16 protein-coding genes are annotated in these 16,098 nt (G+C 73.2%); 9 read left to right on the plus strand and 7 right to left on the minus strand.

Going from position 1 to position 16,098, the window contains the following annotated elements; genetic code table 11:
• Nucleotides 1-49: 49 nt before the first annotated feature.
• On the plus strand, nt 50-724 hold the full coding sequence (locus BS73_RS16575) for a DUF2087 domain-containing protein (RefSeq protein ID WP_037573266.1): 675 nt from the start codon (nt 50-52) through the stop codon (nt 722-724).
• Here BS73_RS16575 and BS73_RS34710 read toward each other — a convergent pair.
• A complete protein-coding gene (locus tag BS73_RS34710; protein ID WP_051940013.1) occupies nt 711-1,697 on the minus strand; it encodes a hypothetical protein in 987 nt (328 codons plus the stop codon). The two genes, BS73_RS16575 and BS73_RS34710, sit on opposite strands and share 14 nt — an antisense overlap.
• A 244-nt stretch (nt 1,698-1,941) precedes the next feature.
• Here BS73_RS34710 and BS73_RS16585 point away from each other — a divergent pair, with 244 nt between their 5' ends.
• Nucleotides 1,942-3,459: an amino acid permease gene (locus tag BS73_RS16585; RefSeq protein ID WP_051940014.1), complete on the plus strand. Its 1,518-nt coding sequence runs from the start codon at nt 1,942-1,944 to the stop codon at nt 3,457-3,459.
• A 63-nt stretch (nt 3,460-3,522) separates the two neighbouring features.
• Here BS73_RS16585 and BS73_RS16590 read toward each other — a convergent pair whose 3' ends face one another.
• Entirely contained in the window at nt 3,523-5,952 is a 2,430-nt protein-coding gene (locus BS73_RS16590; protein WP_051940015.1) for an N-acetylmuramoyl-L-alanine amidase, read from the minus strand.
• Nucleotides 5,953-6,274: 322 nt separating this feature from the next.
• Between BS73_RS16590 and BS73_RS16595 the strand changes: the two genes are divergently transcribed.
• The 6 genes from BS73_RS16595 to BS73_RS16615 all read left to right on the plus strand — a co-directional run bounded on the left by BS73_RS16595 (nt 6,275) and on the right by BS73_RS16615 (nt 10,324).
• Nucleotides 6,275-6,928 carry a PadR family transcriptional regulator gene (locus BS73_RS16595; protein WP_037573269.1) on the plus strand — a complete coding sequence of 218 codons (654 nt, stop codon included), beginning with the start codon at nt 6,275-6,277 and terminating at the stop codon, nt 6,926-6,928.
• 184 nt (nt 6,929-7,112) lie between these two features.
• Nucleotides 7,113-8,336 (plus strand): FAD-dependent oxidoreductase, encoded by a 1,224-nt coding sequence (locus BS73_RS16600; protein ID WP_037573272.1) that lies wholly within the window; start codon nt 7,113-7,115, stop codon nt 8,334-8,336.
• A gap of 180 nt (nt 8,337-8,516) precedes the next feature.
• Nucleotides 8,517-8,711, plus strand: coding sequence for a hypothetical protein (locus BS73_RS16605; protein WP_037573275.1), 195 nt, complete (start codon nt 8,517-8,519; stop codon nt 8,709-8,711).
• Between the two features lie 55 nt (nt 8,712-8,766).
• A complete protein-coding gene (locus BS73_RS16610; protein WP_051940016.1) occupies nt 8,767-9,444 on the plus strand; it encodes a TetR/AcrR family transcriptional regulator in 678 nt (225 codons plus the stop codon).
• Nucleotides 9,441-9,563, plus strand: a complete 123-nt coding sequence (locus tag BS73_RS40370) for a hypothetical protein (RefSeq protein WP_265736862.1) — start codon at nt 9,441-9,443, stop codon at nt 9,561-9,563. Before BS73_RS16610 ends, BS73_RS40370 begins: the two co-directional genes overlap by 4 nt.
• A gap of 29 nt (nt 9,564-9,592) precedes the next feature.
• Nucleotides 9,593-10,324 carry an SDR family oxidoreductase gene (locus tag BS73_RS16615; RefSeq protein WP_037573281.1) on the plus strand — a complete coding sequence of 244 codons (732 nt, stop codon included), beginning with the start codon at nt 9,593-9,595 and terminating at the stop codon, nt 10,322-10,324.
• Between the two features lie 155 nt (nt 10,325-10,479).
• Here BS73_RS16615 and BS73_RS16620 read toward each other — a convergent pair whose 3' ends face one another.
• Both BS73_RS16620 and BS73_RS16625 read right to left on the minus strand, forming a co-directional pair.
• Nucleotides 10,480-11,019 (minus strand): hypothetical protein, encoded by a 540-nt coding sequence (locus BS73_RS16620; RefSeq protein WP_152617628.1) that lies wholly within the window; start codon nt 11,017-11,019, stop codon nt 10,480-10,482.
• 113 nt (nt 11,020-11,132) lie between these two features.
• Nucleotides 11,133-11,873, minus strand: a complete 741-nt coding sequence (locus BS73_RS16625; protein WP_037573287.1) for an SDR family NAD(P)-dependent oxidoreductase — start codon at nt 11,871-11,873, stop codon at nt 11,133-11,135.
• Nucleotides 11,874-12,151: 278 nt separating this feature from the next.
• Here BS73_RS16625 and BS73_RS16630 point away from each other — a divergent pair, with 278 nt between their 5' ends.
• Nucleotides 12,152-13,117 carry an RNA polymerase subunit sigma-70 gene (locus BS73_RS16630; RefSeq protein ID WP_037573290.1) on the plus strand — a complete coding sequence of 322 codons (966 nt, stop codon included), beginning with the start codon at nt 12,152-12,154 and terminating at the stop codon, nt 13,115-13,117.
• Between the two features lie 40 nt (nt 13,118-13,157).
• Here BS73_RS16630 and BS73_RS16635 read toward each other — a convergent pair whose 3' ends face one another.
• The 3 genes from BS73_RS16635 to BS73_RS16645 all read right to left on the minus strand — a co-directional run bounded on the left by BS73_RS16635 (nt 13,158) and on the right by BS73_RS16645 (nt 16,073).
• Nucleotides 13,158-14,006 carry a class II fructose-bisphosphate aldolase gene (locus tag BS73_RS16635; protein ID WP_037573293.1) on the minus strand — a complete coding sequence of 283 codons (849 nt, stop codon included), beginning with the start codon at nt 14,004-14,006 and terminating at the stop codon, nt 13,158-13,160.
• A 121-nt stretch (nt 14,007-14,127) separates the two neighbouring features.
• Nucleotides 14,128-15,084, minus strand: coding sequence for a DMT family transporter (locus BS73_RS16640; protein WP_037573296.1), 957 nt, complete (start codon nt 15,082-15,084; stop codon nt 14,128-14,130).
• Nucleotides 15,081-16,073 (minus strand): N-acetylglucosamine kinase, encoded by a 993-nt coding sequence (locus BS73_RS16645; protein ID WP_037573299.1) that lies wholly within the window; start codon nt 16,071-16,073, stop codon nt 15,081-15,083. Before BS73_RS16645 ends, BS73_RS16640 begins: the two co-directional genes overlap by 4 nt.
• Between the last annotated feature and the right edge of the window lie 25 nt (nt 16,074-16,098).

Below are 16,098 nucleotides of genomic sequence, written 5' to 3' on the forward strand. Positions count from 1 at the left end.
CCCGGAAATCGGGATGCCCGGGCGGGTGGGGGCTGGCTAGGGTCGCGGCATGCCGATCACCGACTCCGCTGCCGTCGGCGCTGCCGTCGGCGCTGCCGTCGGCGCTGCCGGCCGTCGTTCCGACGGTCCGTCCGCCGGTCCGAACGCCGGTCCTTCCGCCGTCCTCGCGCGGGCGGCCGAGGTACTGCTGGCGCTCGCCCATCCGCGTCGGCTGGCACTGCTGAACGCGGTGGCCGAAGCGGGGGCGGACGGATCGCCGGCGCGCCTCGCCGACCTCGCCGAGCGCAGCACCGGGCTGGACGCCAGGACGCTCTCCAAGGAGCTCGGCCGCCTGATCGAGGCCGGACCGGTCGTCCGCCAGGACGGCGGTTTCCGCGCCCGGTTCGACTCCCTCTCCGAACTCTCCTCGGAGCTGGGCGAGTTGACGGCCCTCGGCCGGATCGTCCCGCCGGGCTCGCCGCTCCGCCGGTACCTCACCCACGGCCGGCTGACCACCTATCCCCGGAACCCGGCCGACCTGCGGGCCGTCGCCGCCGCGGCCGCCGAACTGCTGCCGGACGACCGGTGCCTCACCGAGGCGGAGGTCAACGAGCTCCTCGCGCAGGCCGATCCGGACACCGCCCGGCTCCGGCGCCTCCTCGCCGACCTCGGCCTGGTGACCAGGACCGGTTCCGCCGAGTACCGCCGTACCGGCCCCGAAGGCCGCGGCGCTACTGGCGCTTGAGCGCCTCCACCGCGAACGCGCCCAACTGCTCGGCCGCCGCCACCGACGCCGGATCCCCGGCCCCGGCGGCCGAGCCGACCGGACCCGCGATGACGTAGTAGGTGAACCGCCCGTAGGCGCCGTGCCGCAGCGCGCAGGGGACCTGGTCCGGGCAGAAGCCCGGCACGCTGCCGCCGTGCAGCGGCTCGACGTGCCCGGCGTACACCGCGTCGGCCGCCTGCGCGGCCGCCGCGTCCGGCAGCACCCCCACCCCGACGGTGACCGCCCGGTCGCCGGAGACCCAGGTGGCGCGCAGCAGTTGGGTGCAGCCGTCGGGCGCCAGGATGTCCCCCAGCAGCCCGGTGGTGGCGAGCCAGCAGGGACTCTTCTCGGCGGCCAGCTCCCGGGTGTACGTCCGCCCGCCCACCTGGATCGTCGAGGCGTACAGCACGTCCTCGGCGCTGAGCGCCTCCGGCCCCGCGACGCGGGTGGGGGTGGCCCCCGGGCTGGGCGCCGAGCCTCCCGCGCCGCCTGTGCCCCCGGCGCCGCCCTGGCTGCCCGTACCACTCCCCGCCGAGCCGGCACCGGCCGTCGCCGAGGCGGGCGGCGAGCCCGCCGCTCCCGTGCCGCCCCCGGAGGAGGCGCCCGGCGAGCCCCCCTTCTCCGCGGCGGAGCCGGCCCCGGCCGCAGCCGCGGACCCCGCCCCCGCGCCGGCGTCCGCCGAGCCCGCGGCGGTGGTCCGCTCCTGGGCGGTCACCCGGCTCCCCGACCCGGACCCGGGCCCGTCCACCAGCTGGGCTATCGCGACCCCGGTCCCGGCCAGCACCATGGCCGCGGCCACCGCCCCGACCACGAAGGTCCGCCTGCGGTGCCGGTGGGCCGAGTCGCCCGTCTCCGCGAAGGCCTGCCGGCCGGACTCCGTACCGCGCGGATCACCCAGGTCACCCAGGCCACGCGGGTCGGGCCCGCGGCCCCCCGGCTGGTAGTACGACAACCCTCACACCTCCCCGGCACCGGACGGCATGCTAGCCGAGCCCGGTCCCCGCGCCCGCCGATCGGCGAAGACCGCGCTTTCCCCCGGCGCCCCTCCTCCTCCCGCCTTTCCACCCCCTCCTCGGCCAAGTCATCCGACGACTATTCCGGAATCCCTTCCTTTAGCCGGGAGCGAACTGCTAACTTGCCGCAACATTCGCCATGTCATCGGACAACCCGTGCACCCCCCACCGTCGAGGACCACCATGACGCGAAGAAAGTCGATCGCGGCGACCATCGCCGACGCCGATGCCGCGAGCACCCGGCTCACCCGGGCCCTGGGGCCGTTGCAGATGACGCTGATGGGCATCGGCGTGACCGTGGGAGCCGGCATCTTCGTGCTCACCGGCACCGCCGCGGCCCGCTACGCCGGGCCCAGCATCGTCCTCTCCTATCTGCTGGGCGCGGTGGCCACCTTCCTGGTCGCGCTCTGCTACACCGAGTTCGCCAGCACCGTCCCGGTGGCCGGCAGCGCGTACACCTACGCGTATGTGTCGCTCGGGGAGCTGGTGGCCTGGATCATCGGCTGGGACCTGATCCTGGACATGACGATGGGCGCCGGAGCGGTGGCCACCGGCTGGTCCCAGTACGTCACTGACTTCCTGGGCTCCTTCGGCGTCCACCTGCCCTCGGCGATCGCCGGCCCCACGGCCACCCTCAACGTCCCCGCGGTGCTGGTGGTCCTGGTGCTCACCGCCGTGCTGGCCGCGGGGATCCGCACCACCGCCCGGGCCAACCTGGTGATGACCTTCGTGAAGCTGGCCGCGGTGGCCCTCTTCCTGGTGATCGGCGTGCAGCACCTCCACAGCGCCAACTGGTCGCCCTTCGTCCCGGCGGGCAAGGCCGCCGCCGCGGGCGGCAGCCTCTGGCAGGAGCCGCTGCTGAGCAAGCTGGGCCTGGGGCTCAACGCCAGCTTCGGGGCGGCGGGCGTCCTCACCGGCGGGGCCATCGTCTTCGGCGCCTACTCCGGCTTCGACATCATGGCCTCCAGCGCGGAGGAGGCCCGCGACCCGCGCCGCACCATGCCCCGGGCGCTCAGCGCCACCGTCGCGGTCTGCGCCCTCCTCTACATGGCGGTCGCCGTCGTGGTCACCGGCATGGAGCACTACACCAGGCTCGACAACGCGGCGCCGATCACCGGTGCGCTGGAGGCGGTCGGCGCCCACTGGGCGAGCCGGGTCATCGGACTCGGCGCGATCTGCGGTCTCACCACCGTGGTGATGATCATGATGCTCGGGCAGTCCCGGGTCTTCCTGGCGATGAGCCGCGACCGGCTGATCCCGGAGTGGTTCTCGCACGTCCACCCGGTCACCCGCAGCCCGCGCCGGGTGGTCTGGCCGCTCGGCATCGCGGTCGCGCTGATGACCGCCCTGCTGCCGATCAACGACCTCGCCGAGCTCGGCAACATCGGCATGCTGATCTCGTTCGTGATCGTCTGCCTCGGCGTCATGCGGCTCCGGCGCACCCAGCCCGACCAGCCGCGGGCCTTCACCACCCCGTGGGTGCCGTTCGTCCCGGTGCTGGCCATCGTGCTCTGCGTGATCCTGGCGCTGAGCCTGCCCCTGGTCACCTGGGTCCGGTTCCTCGCCTGGATGGCCGCCGGACTGGTCCTCTACTACTTCTACGGCCGCCGGCACAGCCGCGTCGCGTCTGCCGAGAACGCAGAGACCGCCGAGAACGCAGAGACGACCGCGTCCGCCCCGCTGTCCGAGCCCCGCCCCTGACCCGGAAACGACAGGGCCCCGCCGCCGAACCTGCCGGCGACGGGGCCCTGTCGTTTCCGCAGGTCACTTCAGGACGACGATCCCGTCCGTCGTGATGGTGGGCCGGCCGCTGGTGCCGACGACCACGATCTTCAGGGTGTGGGTGCCGCTGCTCGACCAGGACTTGGTCCAGATCGCCTGGCGGTAGAGGGTGCTGGCGGACTTCAGGTCCACCGTGGACAGCTTCACCCCGTCCACGTAGACGTAGACCTGCCCGGAGGTGGAGGCCCGGGAGACCACCCAGGCCACCGACCGGCCGGTGAAGGTCCAGCTGATCGAGGCGCCCTTGCTGCCGCTGCTGTACGAGTAGCCGCCCAGGTAGCTGGAGCTCGACCGCTTGGTCCAGGTGCCGGTCCGGGTGGTCGAGGTCTCCTGGACGATCGAGGTGCTGCGGGCCACCGAGGCGGTGGCGTAGTTGCCCGCCCAGTCGGTCGCCTTGAACGCCCAGGTGGTGCTGGCGCCGACCTTGGCCCAGGCGTTCCAGTAGGTGGTGCTCAGCGCGAAGTTGCCGGTGCTCGGGCTGGTCGCGGCGAAGGTGCGCAGCGCGGTGTTGTCCGTCGCCTTCCAGTTCACGCCGACCGGGGCCGAGGTGCTGGAGACCGTGCCGGTGCGCAGGGCCGCGTTCGGCGCGGTGGTGAAGACCGGCTTGGTGGTGTCCGCGACGACGGTGGCCGCCGCCGAGGTGCTGGTCCCGCCGCGGGCGTGCACCGCGCGGACGGTGACCGAGTGGGTGCCGGCCGCCAGGCTGAGCGCCAGCGAGCGGGTGCTCGCGCTCGGGCTGGCCACCACCTTGCCGTCGACCAGCACGTCGAACCTCCGCAGCAGCGCGGACGGCCAGCTCTCCGACCAGGTGACGGTCGCCTTGCCGGTGGTGTACCAGGTGCTGCCGTTCTTGTTCGCCCCGGTCATCCCGGTGACCGCGGGCGCGGGCGCGGGGCCCTCGGCGTAGCTGCGGATGCTCGCCAGCTGCGCGTACAGGTCGTCGCCCGGGCACTCGGTGGCGTAGCCGTCGCGGTGGCCGGAGATCGCCGGGAAGTCGTAGACCTGGCCGGCGACGAAGTGCCGCGGCGTGGTGCTGGTGGACTTGTAGCCGTTGGTCGCGGCGTTCTGGGTGAAGCCGGCCGTCAGGTACGTCAGCTGCGCGGGGTCGATGCCGTACATGCCGAACTTCCAGTCGGCGAGCGCGGCGAGCGAGGTGAGGACGGCGGTCGGGGCGCTGGTGGTGGTGTAGGTGCCGAGGACGGCCACGCCCATCGTGTCGGTGTTCCACCCGTAGGTGTGGGCGCCGATCACCGGCAGGGCCTCACCGCCGCCGTTGTCCAGGCCTCCCCAGCGGCCCTCGAAGATGGTGCCGCACTTGTCGACCATGAAGTTGTAGCCCAGGTCCCGCCAGCCGTTGACCTGCACGTGGTACGTGTAGTCGGCCTGGATCAGGGCGGCCGATCCGTTGGCGTTGGTCGGGTCGGTGCTGCAGACGTAGCTGTTGGTCTGGTCGGTGTGGTGGACCCACATCTCCTTGACGCCGTCCGGCGAGTAGTCCGGCAGCGTCTGCTCGCGCAGGGTCTCGTCGGCGCCCCAGCCGGCCCGGTCCACGATGGGCGGCTTGGGCGCGGTGGAGGTGGGCGCGGGCGGGACGGTCGCGGTGGGGCTGGTGGTGGCGCTGGCGGAGGCGGAAGCGCTGGTGCTGGTGCTCGCGCTCGCCGAACCGGTGTCGCTCGCCGAGGCGCTCGCGCTGGCCGACGCGCTGTCCGTGGCGGTGGCCGAGTCGGTGGCGGAGGCCGAGTCAGTGGCGGTCGCGGTCGCGTCCATCGCGTACCCGGCCGCCTGCATCCCCGATCCGGAGGGCGAGCCGGCGGAGGACGAGTCGGTGCGGGTCACCGTCCCCAGGTCGCCGGAGGAGACCAGGTTGAGCCGCAGCCCCTTGGGCAGCGCCCGGCCCGGCTTGTCGGAGAGCACCCGCACCTCGACGCCGTCGGACGGCCCGGTCCACAGCGGCTCGGTGGAGCCGTGCTCGGTCCGGCCCTCGGCGGCGCCCGGGTCCGGCGCGGTGTCGCTCGCGTCCACGGACTGCCAGTCCGTCCAGGCGCCGGTGGACATGCTCTTGGTGCGGATCTGGACGGTGCCCGAGATCTGCGCGTGCGGGTCCGTCCAGGAGACCCCGACCAGGTTGAACGGCGAGGTCGAGCGCTGCCCGAGACCCGCCGCCGGAGCCCCGGCGTACCGGCCGCCGAGACGCAGCGAGGAGCCGGAGGGAAGATCCGCGAGCGTGGTGGCCGCCAGCTTGGCGGCGACTCGGGCGTGGCCGCGCAGCGCCGCGTTCGCGCCGCTCCCGTCGGTGCCGGCGTAGGCGACGGCGGCGATCCCGCCGCCGGCTACCAGGACCGTGCCGACCCCGATCCAGGCCTTCGCCTTGAGCGGTATGGACCGCCGACCATGTGCACTCCCCTTTGGCATGCCCGTCCTTCACTCCGGTTTCACCGCGTGACTGCGCGGAAACCTGCGCGTGCAGGTACCGCCGGAGCCTACGCACAAAAAAGCAGCCAGGTTCTGTCGTAAACCGTTCCACAGGCCACTGATACGAAAGCGATATCCAACAGCCCCATCCACCCCGTCCGCCGTCTCCGGCCACACCCGTCCCGCGACCCCAACTTCCGCTCCGCCGACCCGACTTGACTGGCCGTCGGGAAATCGCGCAAACCCCTTGCCAGGTGTCCGCCTCCCTCGCATACTCGTCGACAAGTACTCGTGAACAAATAAGAGCGAAGGAGCAGCGGCGATGGCCAAGCGGCGCCCAGTGGCAAACCTCCTCGCCCTCGCGGTGCTGGCCACGGTCGTCCAACGGCCCATGCACCCCTACGAGATGGCCTCCCTGCTGCGCGCCCGCGGCAAGGACGCGGACATGCCGATCAAGTGGGGATCGCTCTACACGGTCGTGCGGAACCTGACCAAGCACGGCTTCCTGGAGGTCGAGGACACCACCCGGGAGGGCGGCCGCCCGGAGCGGACCGTCTACCGGATCACCGAGGCCGGCCACGCCGAACTGGTGGACTGGGTACGCGAGTTGGTCTCCGTGCCGGAGACCGAGCACACCCGCTTCAAGGCCGGACTCTCCGTCCTGGCCACCCTGCCGCCGGACGAGGCGACGGAGCTGCTGCGCCGGCGGCTCGCCTCCCTGGAGCGGTCCACCGCCGAGGCCCGCGCCTCGATGGAGCGGTACGGCAGCACGGTCCCCCGCCTCTTCCTGATCGAGGACGAGTACCAACTCGCCGTCCTTCAGGCGGAGTCGGACTGGATCCGCGGACTGATCGAGGAGCTGGAGTCCGGCTCCTTCCCCCAGCTGGCCGTCTGGCGGACCTGGCACGAGACCGGCGAGCCCCCGGCCGAACTGGCCGAACCGGCAGAACCGGCGAAGCACGGCGGCACGGACTGAACCACCCGCAGACGAGAGAAGGCCCCGGCCAGGTGTTGCAGCACCGAGACCAGGGCCCCTACCCCGAACCGACCCCCGCGGTGAGCGGATCCCGGATCCGAAGTGGCACGGCAAGAATAACCGGGCTCCCTCCCCAGGACGGTTCCGAACCCACCGAAACCGAGTTCGCACCCTGGGAGCAGCAGTGTCCAACGCACCTTCCGTCCCCCCCTGCGTCCGCACCGCGCTGGTCGTCGGCGGCGGCATCGCCGGCCCCGTGACCGCCATGGCGCTGCGCCGCGCCGGCATCGAGGCGACGGTCCACGAGGCCTACCCGACCACCGCCGCGGGCGTCGGCGGGACCCTGGCGATCGCCCCCAACGGCCTGGCCGCGCTCGGCGTCGTCGGCGCCCGGGAGACCGTGGAGGGGATCGCCCTCCCGATCACCGAGACCGCGTTGGCCTTCGGCCGCCGCCGCGAGATGGTCCTCCCCCGGCTCGCCGACCTGCCGCCGCTGCAGCTGGTGTACCGGCACGAGCTGCACACGGCCCTCCACGACCGCGCGGCGGCCGAAGGCATCCGCTTCGAGTACGGCAAGCGGCTGGTCTCCGCCGAGGAGAAGGAGGACCGGGTCGTCGCCCACTTCGCCGACGGCAGCACCGCGACCGCCGACGTCCTGATCGGCGCCGACGGCGTCCACTCCACCGTCCGCACCCTGATCGACCCGGAGGCGCCCGGCCCGGACTACACCGGCACCCTCAGCTTCGAGGCCACTGTGGACCGCGAGGTCCCCACTCCGCCCTGCTCGATGCGGTTCACCTTCGGCAGGCAGGCCTACTACCTCTACTGGCGGCTCCCGGACGGCCGCACCCACTGGGGCGCCAACCTCCCGCAGCCCGAGCCGATGAGCCTCGCCGAGGCGCGGGCCGTCCCGGCCGAGGAGTGGCTGGCCCGGCTCCGCGAGGCCTACGGCGAGGACAGTCCCGCCGGCGACCTGGTCCGGAGCATCGAACCGGGGAAACTGCAGATCAACGGCTCGGCACAGATCATGCCGAAGGTGCCGCACTGGCACCGCGGCCGGATGGCGCTGGTCGGCGACGCCGTCCACGCCCCCTCCAACAGTTCCGGCCAGGGCGCCTCGCTGGCCGTCGAGAGCGCCGTCGAACTCGCCCGCTGCCTCCGCGACCTGCCCACCCCGGAGGCCGCCTTCGCCGCGTACGAGCACCACCGGCGCCCCCGGGTGGAGCGGATCGCCGCCTCCGCCGCCCGGATCAACCACGCCAAGGCCCCCGGCGCGGTGGCCACCGCGCTGATGCCCTTCCTGATGCGCCTGATGCTGGCCACCGCCATGCGTCCGGAACGCAGCCTCGGCCCGGTCCAGCGCCACCGGATCCCCTGGGACACCCCGGCCGAGCCCGCCCCGCGCTGAGCGGCGCGGGTCTGTCCCCCGCCCGGAGCCGGCTCCCGCCAGGGGGCCGGCTCCACCGCGTCGGCACCCGATCCGCACAGCGGAATCGCGGCGTGATCTCCTCAGCTCTCAACATCCCCGGTTAGCATCCTGCCGCCGGGCCACACTGCGGAGCCCGTACGACCCAAGCTCGGAGATCCCGTGTCACGATCCACCCGACAGGCGATACCCACCGCGCACGGGCGGCGCCAGCCGCCCCAGCCGGGCCTCCTCCCGCGCTTCGTGGTGCGCACCTGCCAGCTCGCCCTTCTCTGCGCGGTCTGCACGGTGATCCTCCTCGTCATCGGCGCGGCGGTCGCGGCCGTCGCCTTCGGCGTCTACTCGCTGACCCACTGACGCGCGGGCCGGGCCCGCCTTGACACCCCTCCGGCCCGGGATCACCATGGAAACCATGGAAACGCGATCAGTTTCTGGAGTTTCCTCCGCCGAGGGGGGCGAGCCCGGCGCCGAGCCCCGGGTCGAGCCCCGCGCCGAGGCCATCGTCTCGGCCGCCGACCGGCTCTTCCTCGCACCCGGCTCCGGCCGGGTGAGCATGGACGACCTCGCCCGCGAGCTCGGCATGAGCAAGAAGACGATCTACCGCCACTTCCCGGACAAGCGCAGCCTGCTGACCGCCGTCCTGGACCGCCGGTTCGCCGCCGTTGAGCGCACACTTGCGGCGGCGGAGAGGGAGGCCGAGGAGGGCCCCTTCGAGATCCGGGTGGAGCGCCTGCTGATCGCCGCGGGCGAGGAGATGGCGCGGATCGGCGCCCCCCAGCTCGCCACCGGCCGCGGCGAGACGGAGCTGCGCCGGTACGCGGAACAGCGCCTGGACGAGACCGTCTACCGGCGGCTGGACGAGCTGTTCCGCGAGGGCCACCGGCGGGGACTGCTGCCGGCCCCGCCGGAACTCCTCGGCGAGATCACCCGCGGGGCTCTGGAGCGGCTGCTCAACTCCCACCTGCCGCGCACCCTCGACCGCACCGCGGCCGACCTCCTCCGCGCGACCGTGGACACCGTGCTCCACGGGGCGCTCCGCCGCCCCCGGCCGGACCCCGGGGACGACGACCGGCGGGAGAAGCGCCGATGACCGGGACACTCCACAGCGACAGGGCGGCGCTGGACCCGCTCGCCCGCCACCACAGCCACGGTTTCGAGCAACAGCGGCGCGAGGAACAGCCGCGAGGAACAGCCGGCGTGGACGAGTAGCGCCGACCGACCCGAAAGAGGGAACCACCATGAAGTTCGCAGTCGTAGGCGGAACCGGACTGATCGGTTCGCAGGTCGTGAAGGACCTCGACGCCGCCGGCCACCAGGCCGTACCGCACTCCCTGTCCACAGGTGTGGACATCCTCTCCGGCGAAAGGCTGGACGCGGCGCTCGCCGGCGCCGACGTCGTCCTCAACCTGACCAACTCGCCGACCTTCGACGACGCCTCGCCCGCCTTCTTCCGTACCTCGATGGACAACCTGGTCGCGGCGAGCACGAAGGCCGGCGCCGGGCACTTCGTCATCCTCTCCATCGTCGGCGTGGACCAGGTGCCCGAGCTGGACTACTACCGGGCGAAGGTGCTCCAGGAGGACATCCTCAAGGCCGGCCCGATCCCCTACTCCATCGTCCGGGCCACGCAGTTCATGGAGTTCATGGACGCCACCCTGGCGATGACCACCGAGGGGGACACCGTCCGCCTGCCGCGCACCCCGATCCAGCCGATCGCGGCCGCCGAGGTCGCCGCCGCCGTCGCCGAGGTCGCGGCGGGCAGCCCGCTGAACGGCGTGCGCAACATCGCGGGCCCCGACGTCTACCCCCTCGACGAGCTCGGCCGGCTCACCGTGGCCGCCAAGGGCGACGGCCGCACCGTGGTCACCGACGACTCCGCGGGGATGTTCGCCGTCGTCCGCGGCGACGTCCTCACCGCCCCCGGCGACGCCCACATCGCCGCCACCCACTACACCGACTGGCTGTCCTGAGGCCGTGGACGTCTACCAGGCGGTGTCCACCCGGCGAGCGGTGCGCCGGTTGACCGACCGTGGCCGCGGACGGCGCCTGGGACGGCCCGGGTACGAGAGGTACCCGGGCCCGGCCGTCCTGGGCACCGCAGGATCCGCGCCGGCCGACCGGCCGGTCACTGATAGGCGAAGTTCTCGTCGAGGTGGCCGAGCCCGGTGTAGCCGCAGCTCTTCGAGCCCAGCCACGTCGTGCCGAGGTAACTTCCGGTCGCCGAGCCCGACTTGAAGAGGATGGCGAACTGCACCGTCCGGGACGCGTGGGCGGCCAGGTTGCCGATCCCCGAGTCGCCGCTGATCCAGTACGCGTCGCTGCCGCCCTTGACGGCGGCGTGCCAGGTCAGCGGCATGTAGTGCCAGGTGCCGCCCAGCACGTGCCACCAGATGTCCGGTGCCGTGGTGTGCCGGTTGGAGGGAGCGGCGATCTCGTAGTCGTAGAACACGCCGTTCTGCGCGTAGGCGGTCTCGTTCTTGATGGTCGCCTGCGTCCAGATCTTCTGGTTCAGCTTGCGGGCGACCGGGCTGCCCGAGAGGTTGCCCGTGCCGCCCAGGGTCTTGCCGGTACAGCTCACCGTCGCCGCCTCCGCGCTCTGCGCGGTAGCCAGCGGCACCATCCCGAGCAGGCCCGCCAACACGGCGGCCGTCGCGGAAACACGCACCGCAAGGCGCATCCCCACTCCCCTTCTGACGAATGCTCATGCGATTTCACGAGCCCGGGGAGTCTACGGCCACCCCGCCGGAGGCTGCCCGGCAGCCTCCGGCGGGCGCGGGATCAGCCGACCGGGGACAGTCCGGCGCCGCCGATCCGGTACTCCGGACCGCTGTCCGGCGTCCCGGCGAGCTCCACCACAGCCCTGCCGATCCGCTCCAGGGTGAGGATCGGCTGCCGGCCCTCGATGAAGGCCTCCCGGCTCACCCCCGTCCGGGCCGCGTAACCGGTGACACCGGCCTCGCCGACCCCGCCGGCCGGGGTCATGTCCGGCAGCAGGGTGACGAACCGGATGCCCAGCCCGGCCCGCCGCGCCTCCTCGTCGCCGTACTGGCGCAGGTACCGGATGGCCGCCTTGGCGCTGGCGTAGCCGCCGCTGAGCGGGGAACCCCCCAGAGCGGCTCCGCTGGACACCGAGAGCACCACGCTGCCCGGGGCCAGCGGCGCCCGCAGTGCGGCCCCGGTCCAGGCGAAGACATGGCGGGTGTCGACCTCCCAGTTGCGGCTGAAGGACTCCCAGGTCTGCTCCTGCACGGGAGCCATCGGGGGCGTGGCCCCGGCGTTGAGCACCAGCAGACCGGGCCGGCGGGTACGGATCACCTCCTCGGCGAGGGCGTCGCCGGTGGCGTCCCCGGCGACGGGGGTGAACGCCGGACCGAGCTCGCCGCGCACGGCGTCCAGCTCCGGTCCGTTGCGGGCGATGCCGACGACGTCGGTGCCACCGGCCACGAGCGCGGCGGCGATCGCCCGCCCGAAGCCGCGGCTGGCCCCGGTGACGACGGCGGTCCTGAGGTGGTTCTGCATTCGGGTCTCCACAGTGCCGGTCGGATTCGGCCGCCGAGCAGGGCCCCCGCACATCGGGGGTCTCAGCCGGCGGGGGCGGCTCCACGGCCCCGCGGTCGCCACGGTCCTTGTGTTCCGCGGCGGCCGCGAGTGATCGCCATGGATCGGGCCCGCAAGGAAGAACACCGGATCTCCCGCCGATTCACCGATGAGTTCGGGCCGCCGCCGGGGTTTCACTTCCAGAGGCGCAAGCCGCCGGGCCGGGCGGGCGTCCGCCGGCCGGTGAAAGGAGCGGTGCCATGACCGACACGGCCCTCGCCCGTGCCCGGGCCGGCGACGGCGAGGCGTTCAGCGAACTGGTCGGCCCCTACCGCGGCGAGTTGCAGGCGCACTGCTACCGGCTGCTCGGGTCCGTGCAGGACGCCGAGGACGTCCTCCAGGAGGCTCTGTTGACCGCATGGCGCTCACTCGGCCGGTTCGACGGCCGGGCGCTTCGGGCGTGGCTGTACCGGATCGCCACCACCCGTTGCCTGAACCACCTGCGCGGCGAGTCCCGCCGCCCGCAACGGGCCACTCCGCCGGGGCCGGTGCGGTCCGAGGAGCCGTGGTGGCTGGAGCCCTACCCGGACGATCCGGACGGCGAGACCCGAGGCCCCGAGGCCCGGTACGCGGCCCGGGAGTCGATCGCCCTCTCGTTCGTGGCGGGCCTGCAGCACCTTCCGCCGCAGCAGCGGGCCGTCCTGGTCCTCCGGGACGTCCTCGGCTTCCCCGCCGCGGAGACCGCCGAGATCCTCGGCACCACCCCGGCAGCCGTCAACAGCGCCCTCCTCCGCGCCCGGGGCAACCTGCCGCAGCCGCCCGACCCGCACGAGGTGCCGCTGCCGCGGTCCCCCGCCGAGGCCGCCGTCGTCGAGCGGTTCGTCACCGCCTTCGAACGGCTGGACCTGGACGCACTCGTCGCCACCCTCACCGAAGACGTGCGCCTCACCATGCCGCCGGAGCCCCTCGAACTGCGCGGCCCCGTGGCCGTCGCCGGCTTCCTCCGCCGGACCCACCGGGATCACGACCTCAAACTGCTGCCCACCCGGGCCAACGGCCAGCCCGCCCTGGTCCTCTACCTCCCCGACCCGGCCGCGCCCCTCTGGCGCGCCAACGGCCTGATCGTCCTCACCCTCCGAGGCGACCGCGTCCACGCCCTCACCCGCTTCGGAAACCTGGGACTCCTCCCCCGCTTCGGCTTCCCCCGCACCCTCGACCGGGACTGAGCCAGGCCCTGCCCCTCGCCCAGCCGCACACCCGAGGGACTCAGCCGCTCACCACACCCAGCAGCGCCCGCACCGTCTCCGCCATGGCGTCGCGGCCGGGGGCGAGGTAGCCGCGGGGGTCGGTCAGGTCGGGCTTCTCCGCCAGGGTCTCGCGGACCGCGCGGGTGAAGGCGATGTTGAGGGCCGTACCGACGTTGACCTTGGCGATGCCCGCCCGGACGGCCCGGCGCAGTTCGTCGTCCCCGACCCCGGACGAACCGTGGAGGACCAGCGGTACGGGGACCGCGTCCCGGAGCCGTCCGATCAGTTCGTGGTCCAGGGCGGCCGACCGCTCCGTCATCGCATGGCTGCTGCCGACGGCGACGGCCAGCGCGTCCACCCCGGTGTCGGCGACGTAGGCCGCCGCCTCCCGCGGGTCGGTGCGCACCCCGGCCGCATGGGCGCTCGCGGGGGCGTCGGGCTTGCCGCCCACGTAGCCGAGTTCGGCCTCCAGCCACACCCCGGCGCCGTGGGCCCACTGTGCGGCGGCACGGGTGGCGGCGAGGTTCTCGGCGTACGGCTGGGCCCCGGCGTCGAACATCGCGGAGGAGAAGCCCGCCTCGGCCGCCGTGTGCAGCAGCCGCAGGTCGGTCACGTGGTCCAGGTGGAGGGCGACGTCGACGTCGCAGCCGCGGGCGACCTCGGCCGCGGCCCGGGCGATCGGCGAGACCCGCCCGCCGTGGAAGCGCACGGCGTTCTCGCTGATCTGCAGGATCACCGCCGTCCCCGCCGCCGACGCGCCGGCGGTGATCGCCTCGGCGTGCTCCAGCGTGATCACGTTGAACGCCGCGGCGGCCCGGCCGGCCGCGGCCGCCTTCGAGACGAGATCACGGGTCGGTACCAGGGACATGGGGCGATCCCCTCGCTTTCCTGTCACTTTGACGGTCGGTGGGGTGCGGCCGGTGGGGCGCGGCCGGTGGGGCGCGGTCGCTGGGGCGCGGCCGGTGTCCGCCGGCCGCGCCCCGGGTCGGTCAGAGCCTCTGCGCGGTGGAAGCAGCGCCGGCCGGGGTGTCGTCGTCCAGCGCGCCCGGGGCCACGGGGTCCTCGCCGCTCTTCTCGTCGCTGTAGACCATCAACGTCGAGCCGCCGAGGGCGAGGACGATGCCGATGGCGCCCCAGACGCTGGGCAGCGTCTGGTAGACCGCCAGGGACAGCGCGATGGTCAGCACCGGGGCCAGCGCGTTGGTGATCGGGGCCACCACCGAGGCCTTGCCCCGGCTGAACGCCATCACCAGGAACAGCGCGCCGACCGCGTTGAGGACCTGGGTGACGGCGGTGAGGGTCGGCGCCTGCCAGGGGTAGTGGGTGGGGAACCCGCCCATCATGGCGACAGCCACCGGAACCAGCAGCAGACCGCTGATGGTCATCCAGCCGAAGGTCGTCGCGTCGTTGACGCCGACGAGTGCCGCCTTGCGCATGCAGAAGGCCTGCACTCCCCAGGCGACGCAGATCCCGATCGCCATCAGCAGCCACGGGCCGTGCGCGGTGGAGCCGCCGCCGCCGCCGGGGATGCTCAGCAGCACGATCGCCACCAGCGCCAGCACCACGCCCACGACCGCGAGTCGGGTGATCCGCTCGCGCAGCAGTACCGTCGCCATCAGGACGGTGATCACCGGGGAGAGCGAGACCAGCGGGAAGACCAGGTACGCCGGGCCGTCGGCGAGCGCCCGGAACAGCAGCAGCTGCCCTCCGGCTCCGGTCAGGCCGGCGATCAGCCCGTAGACGGCGGCGATCGGCCGCCGGTCGAATCTGTTGCCGCGCATCGCGAAGTACGCGGGGATGAGCATCGTGAACGCCCAGATGATGTAGATCATCTCGTTGGGGTAGCCGTACCTGCTGTTCGGCTCGCTGGAGAAGGCCCCCCACACGCCCCAGAACAGGACCAGCAGCGACGCGTACAGGATCCAGCTGTTCTTGCCGTTCTTCATCGGTCGTCCTCTCGGGAGGCGGGGGAGCCGGGGATCGCACGCAGCGCGTCGAGCGCGGCCGGCGGAAGCGGGGATCCGGCGAGTTTCGCCGCGTAGAGAGCGGCACCCACGACCGGCTCGTACAGAGGGTGACGCAGTTCGTAGGAGGAGAACCGATCCCGCAGCCCGGCGGTGAACGCCTCCAGGACCGGGCCGGCCCCGAACGTCCCGCCGGAGTAGGAGACCGGGACCGTCTCCTCCGGGCCGAACCCGAGCCGCTCGCGGGTGACGTCGACGAGCCGGGCGAGCTCCTGGCCGGCCTCGCGGAGGATCGCGGCGGCGACCTCGTCGCCCGCCTCGGCCGCCTCGGCCACCGAGCGGCTGAGCGCGGCGATCCGGCCGCGGTCGCCCTGCCACCTGTTGTGGACGACGTCGATCACGTCGAGGTCGGAGGCGAGCTCCAGCCGGCGCCTCAACACCCCGCTCAGGGGGCCCTCCGGCAGCCGTCCGTCGCTCATCCGGGAGAAGGCGTTGAGGCCGCGGATCGCGATCCAGTACGCGGACCCCTCGTCGCCGAAGATCTCGCCCCAGCCGCCGATCCGGACGCCCTCGCCCCGCCGCTCGCCGTACGTCATCGAGCCGGTGCCGCTGATGACGTTGACGCCGTCGACGGCGCCGAGCGATCCCGCCCAGCCGCAGACCATGTCGTTGTCGCACGCGTAGCGGTCGTGCCCGAGCACCTCTCGCGGGGTGGCGTCCAGCACGGGCAGGTCGCCCGCGGCCTCGCCGTAGCCCGGCAGACCGAAGAAGGCGTACTCGAAGTCGCCCGGTGTGAGCCCGGACGCCGCGCAGATCGCGCCCACGCCCTCCTTCAGCACCCGGCCTACGAGGTCGATGCCCTGCGAGAAGTAGTACGAGCCTGGTGCCTCGGCCCTGGCCACCACCTCTCCGGACCGGTCGATCAGGCAGAACGCGGTCTTCGTACCCCCGCCGTCGACGCCTAGGAACATCGTTGTACCTCCGTCCGGCGCACTC

This window comes from Phaeacidiphilus oryzae TH49 (assembly GCF_000744815.1).
GTDB classification, from domain to species: Bacteria; Actinomycetota; Actinomycetes; order Streptomycetales; family Streptomycetaceae; genus Phaeacidiphilus; species Phaeacidiphilus oryzae.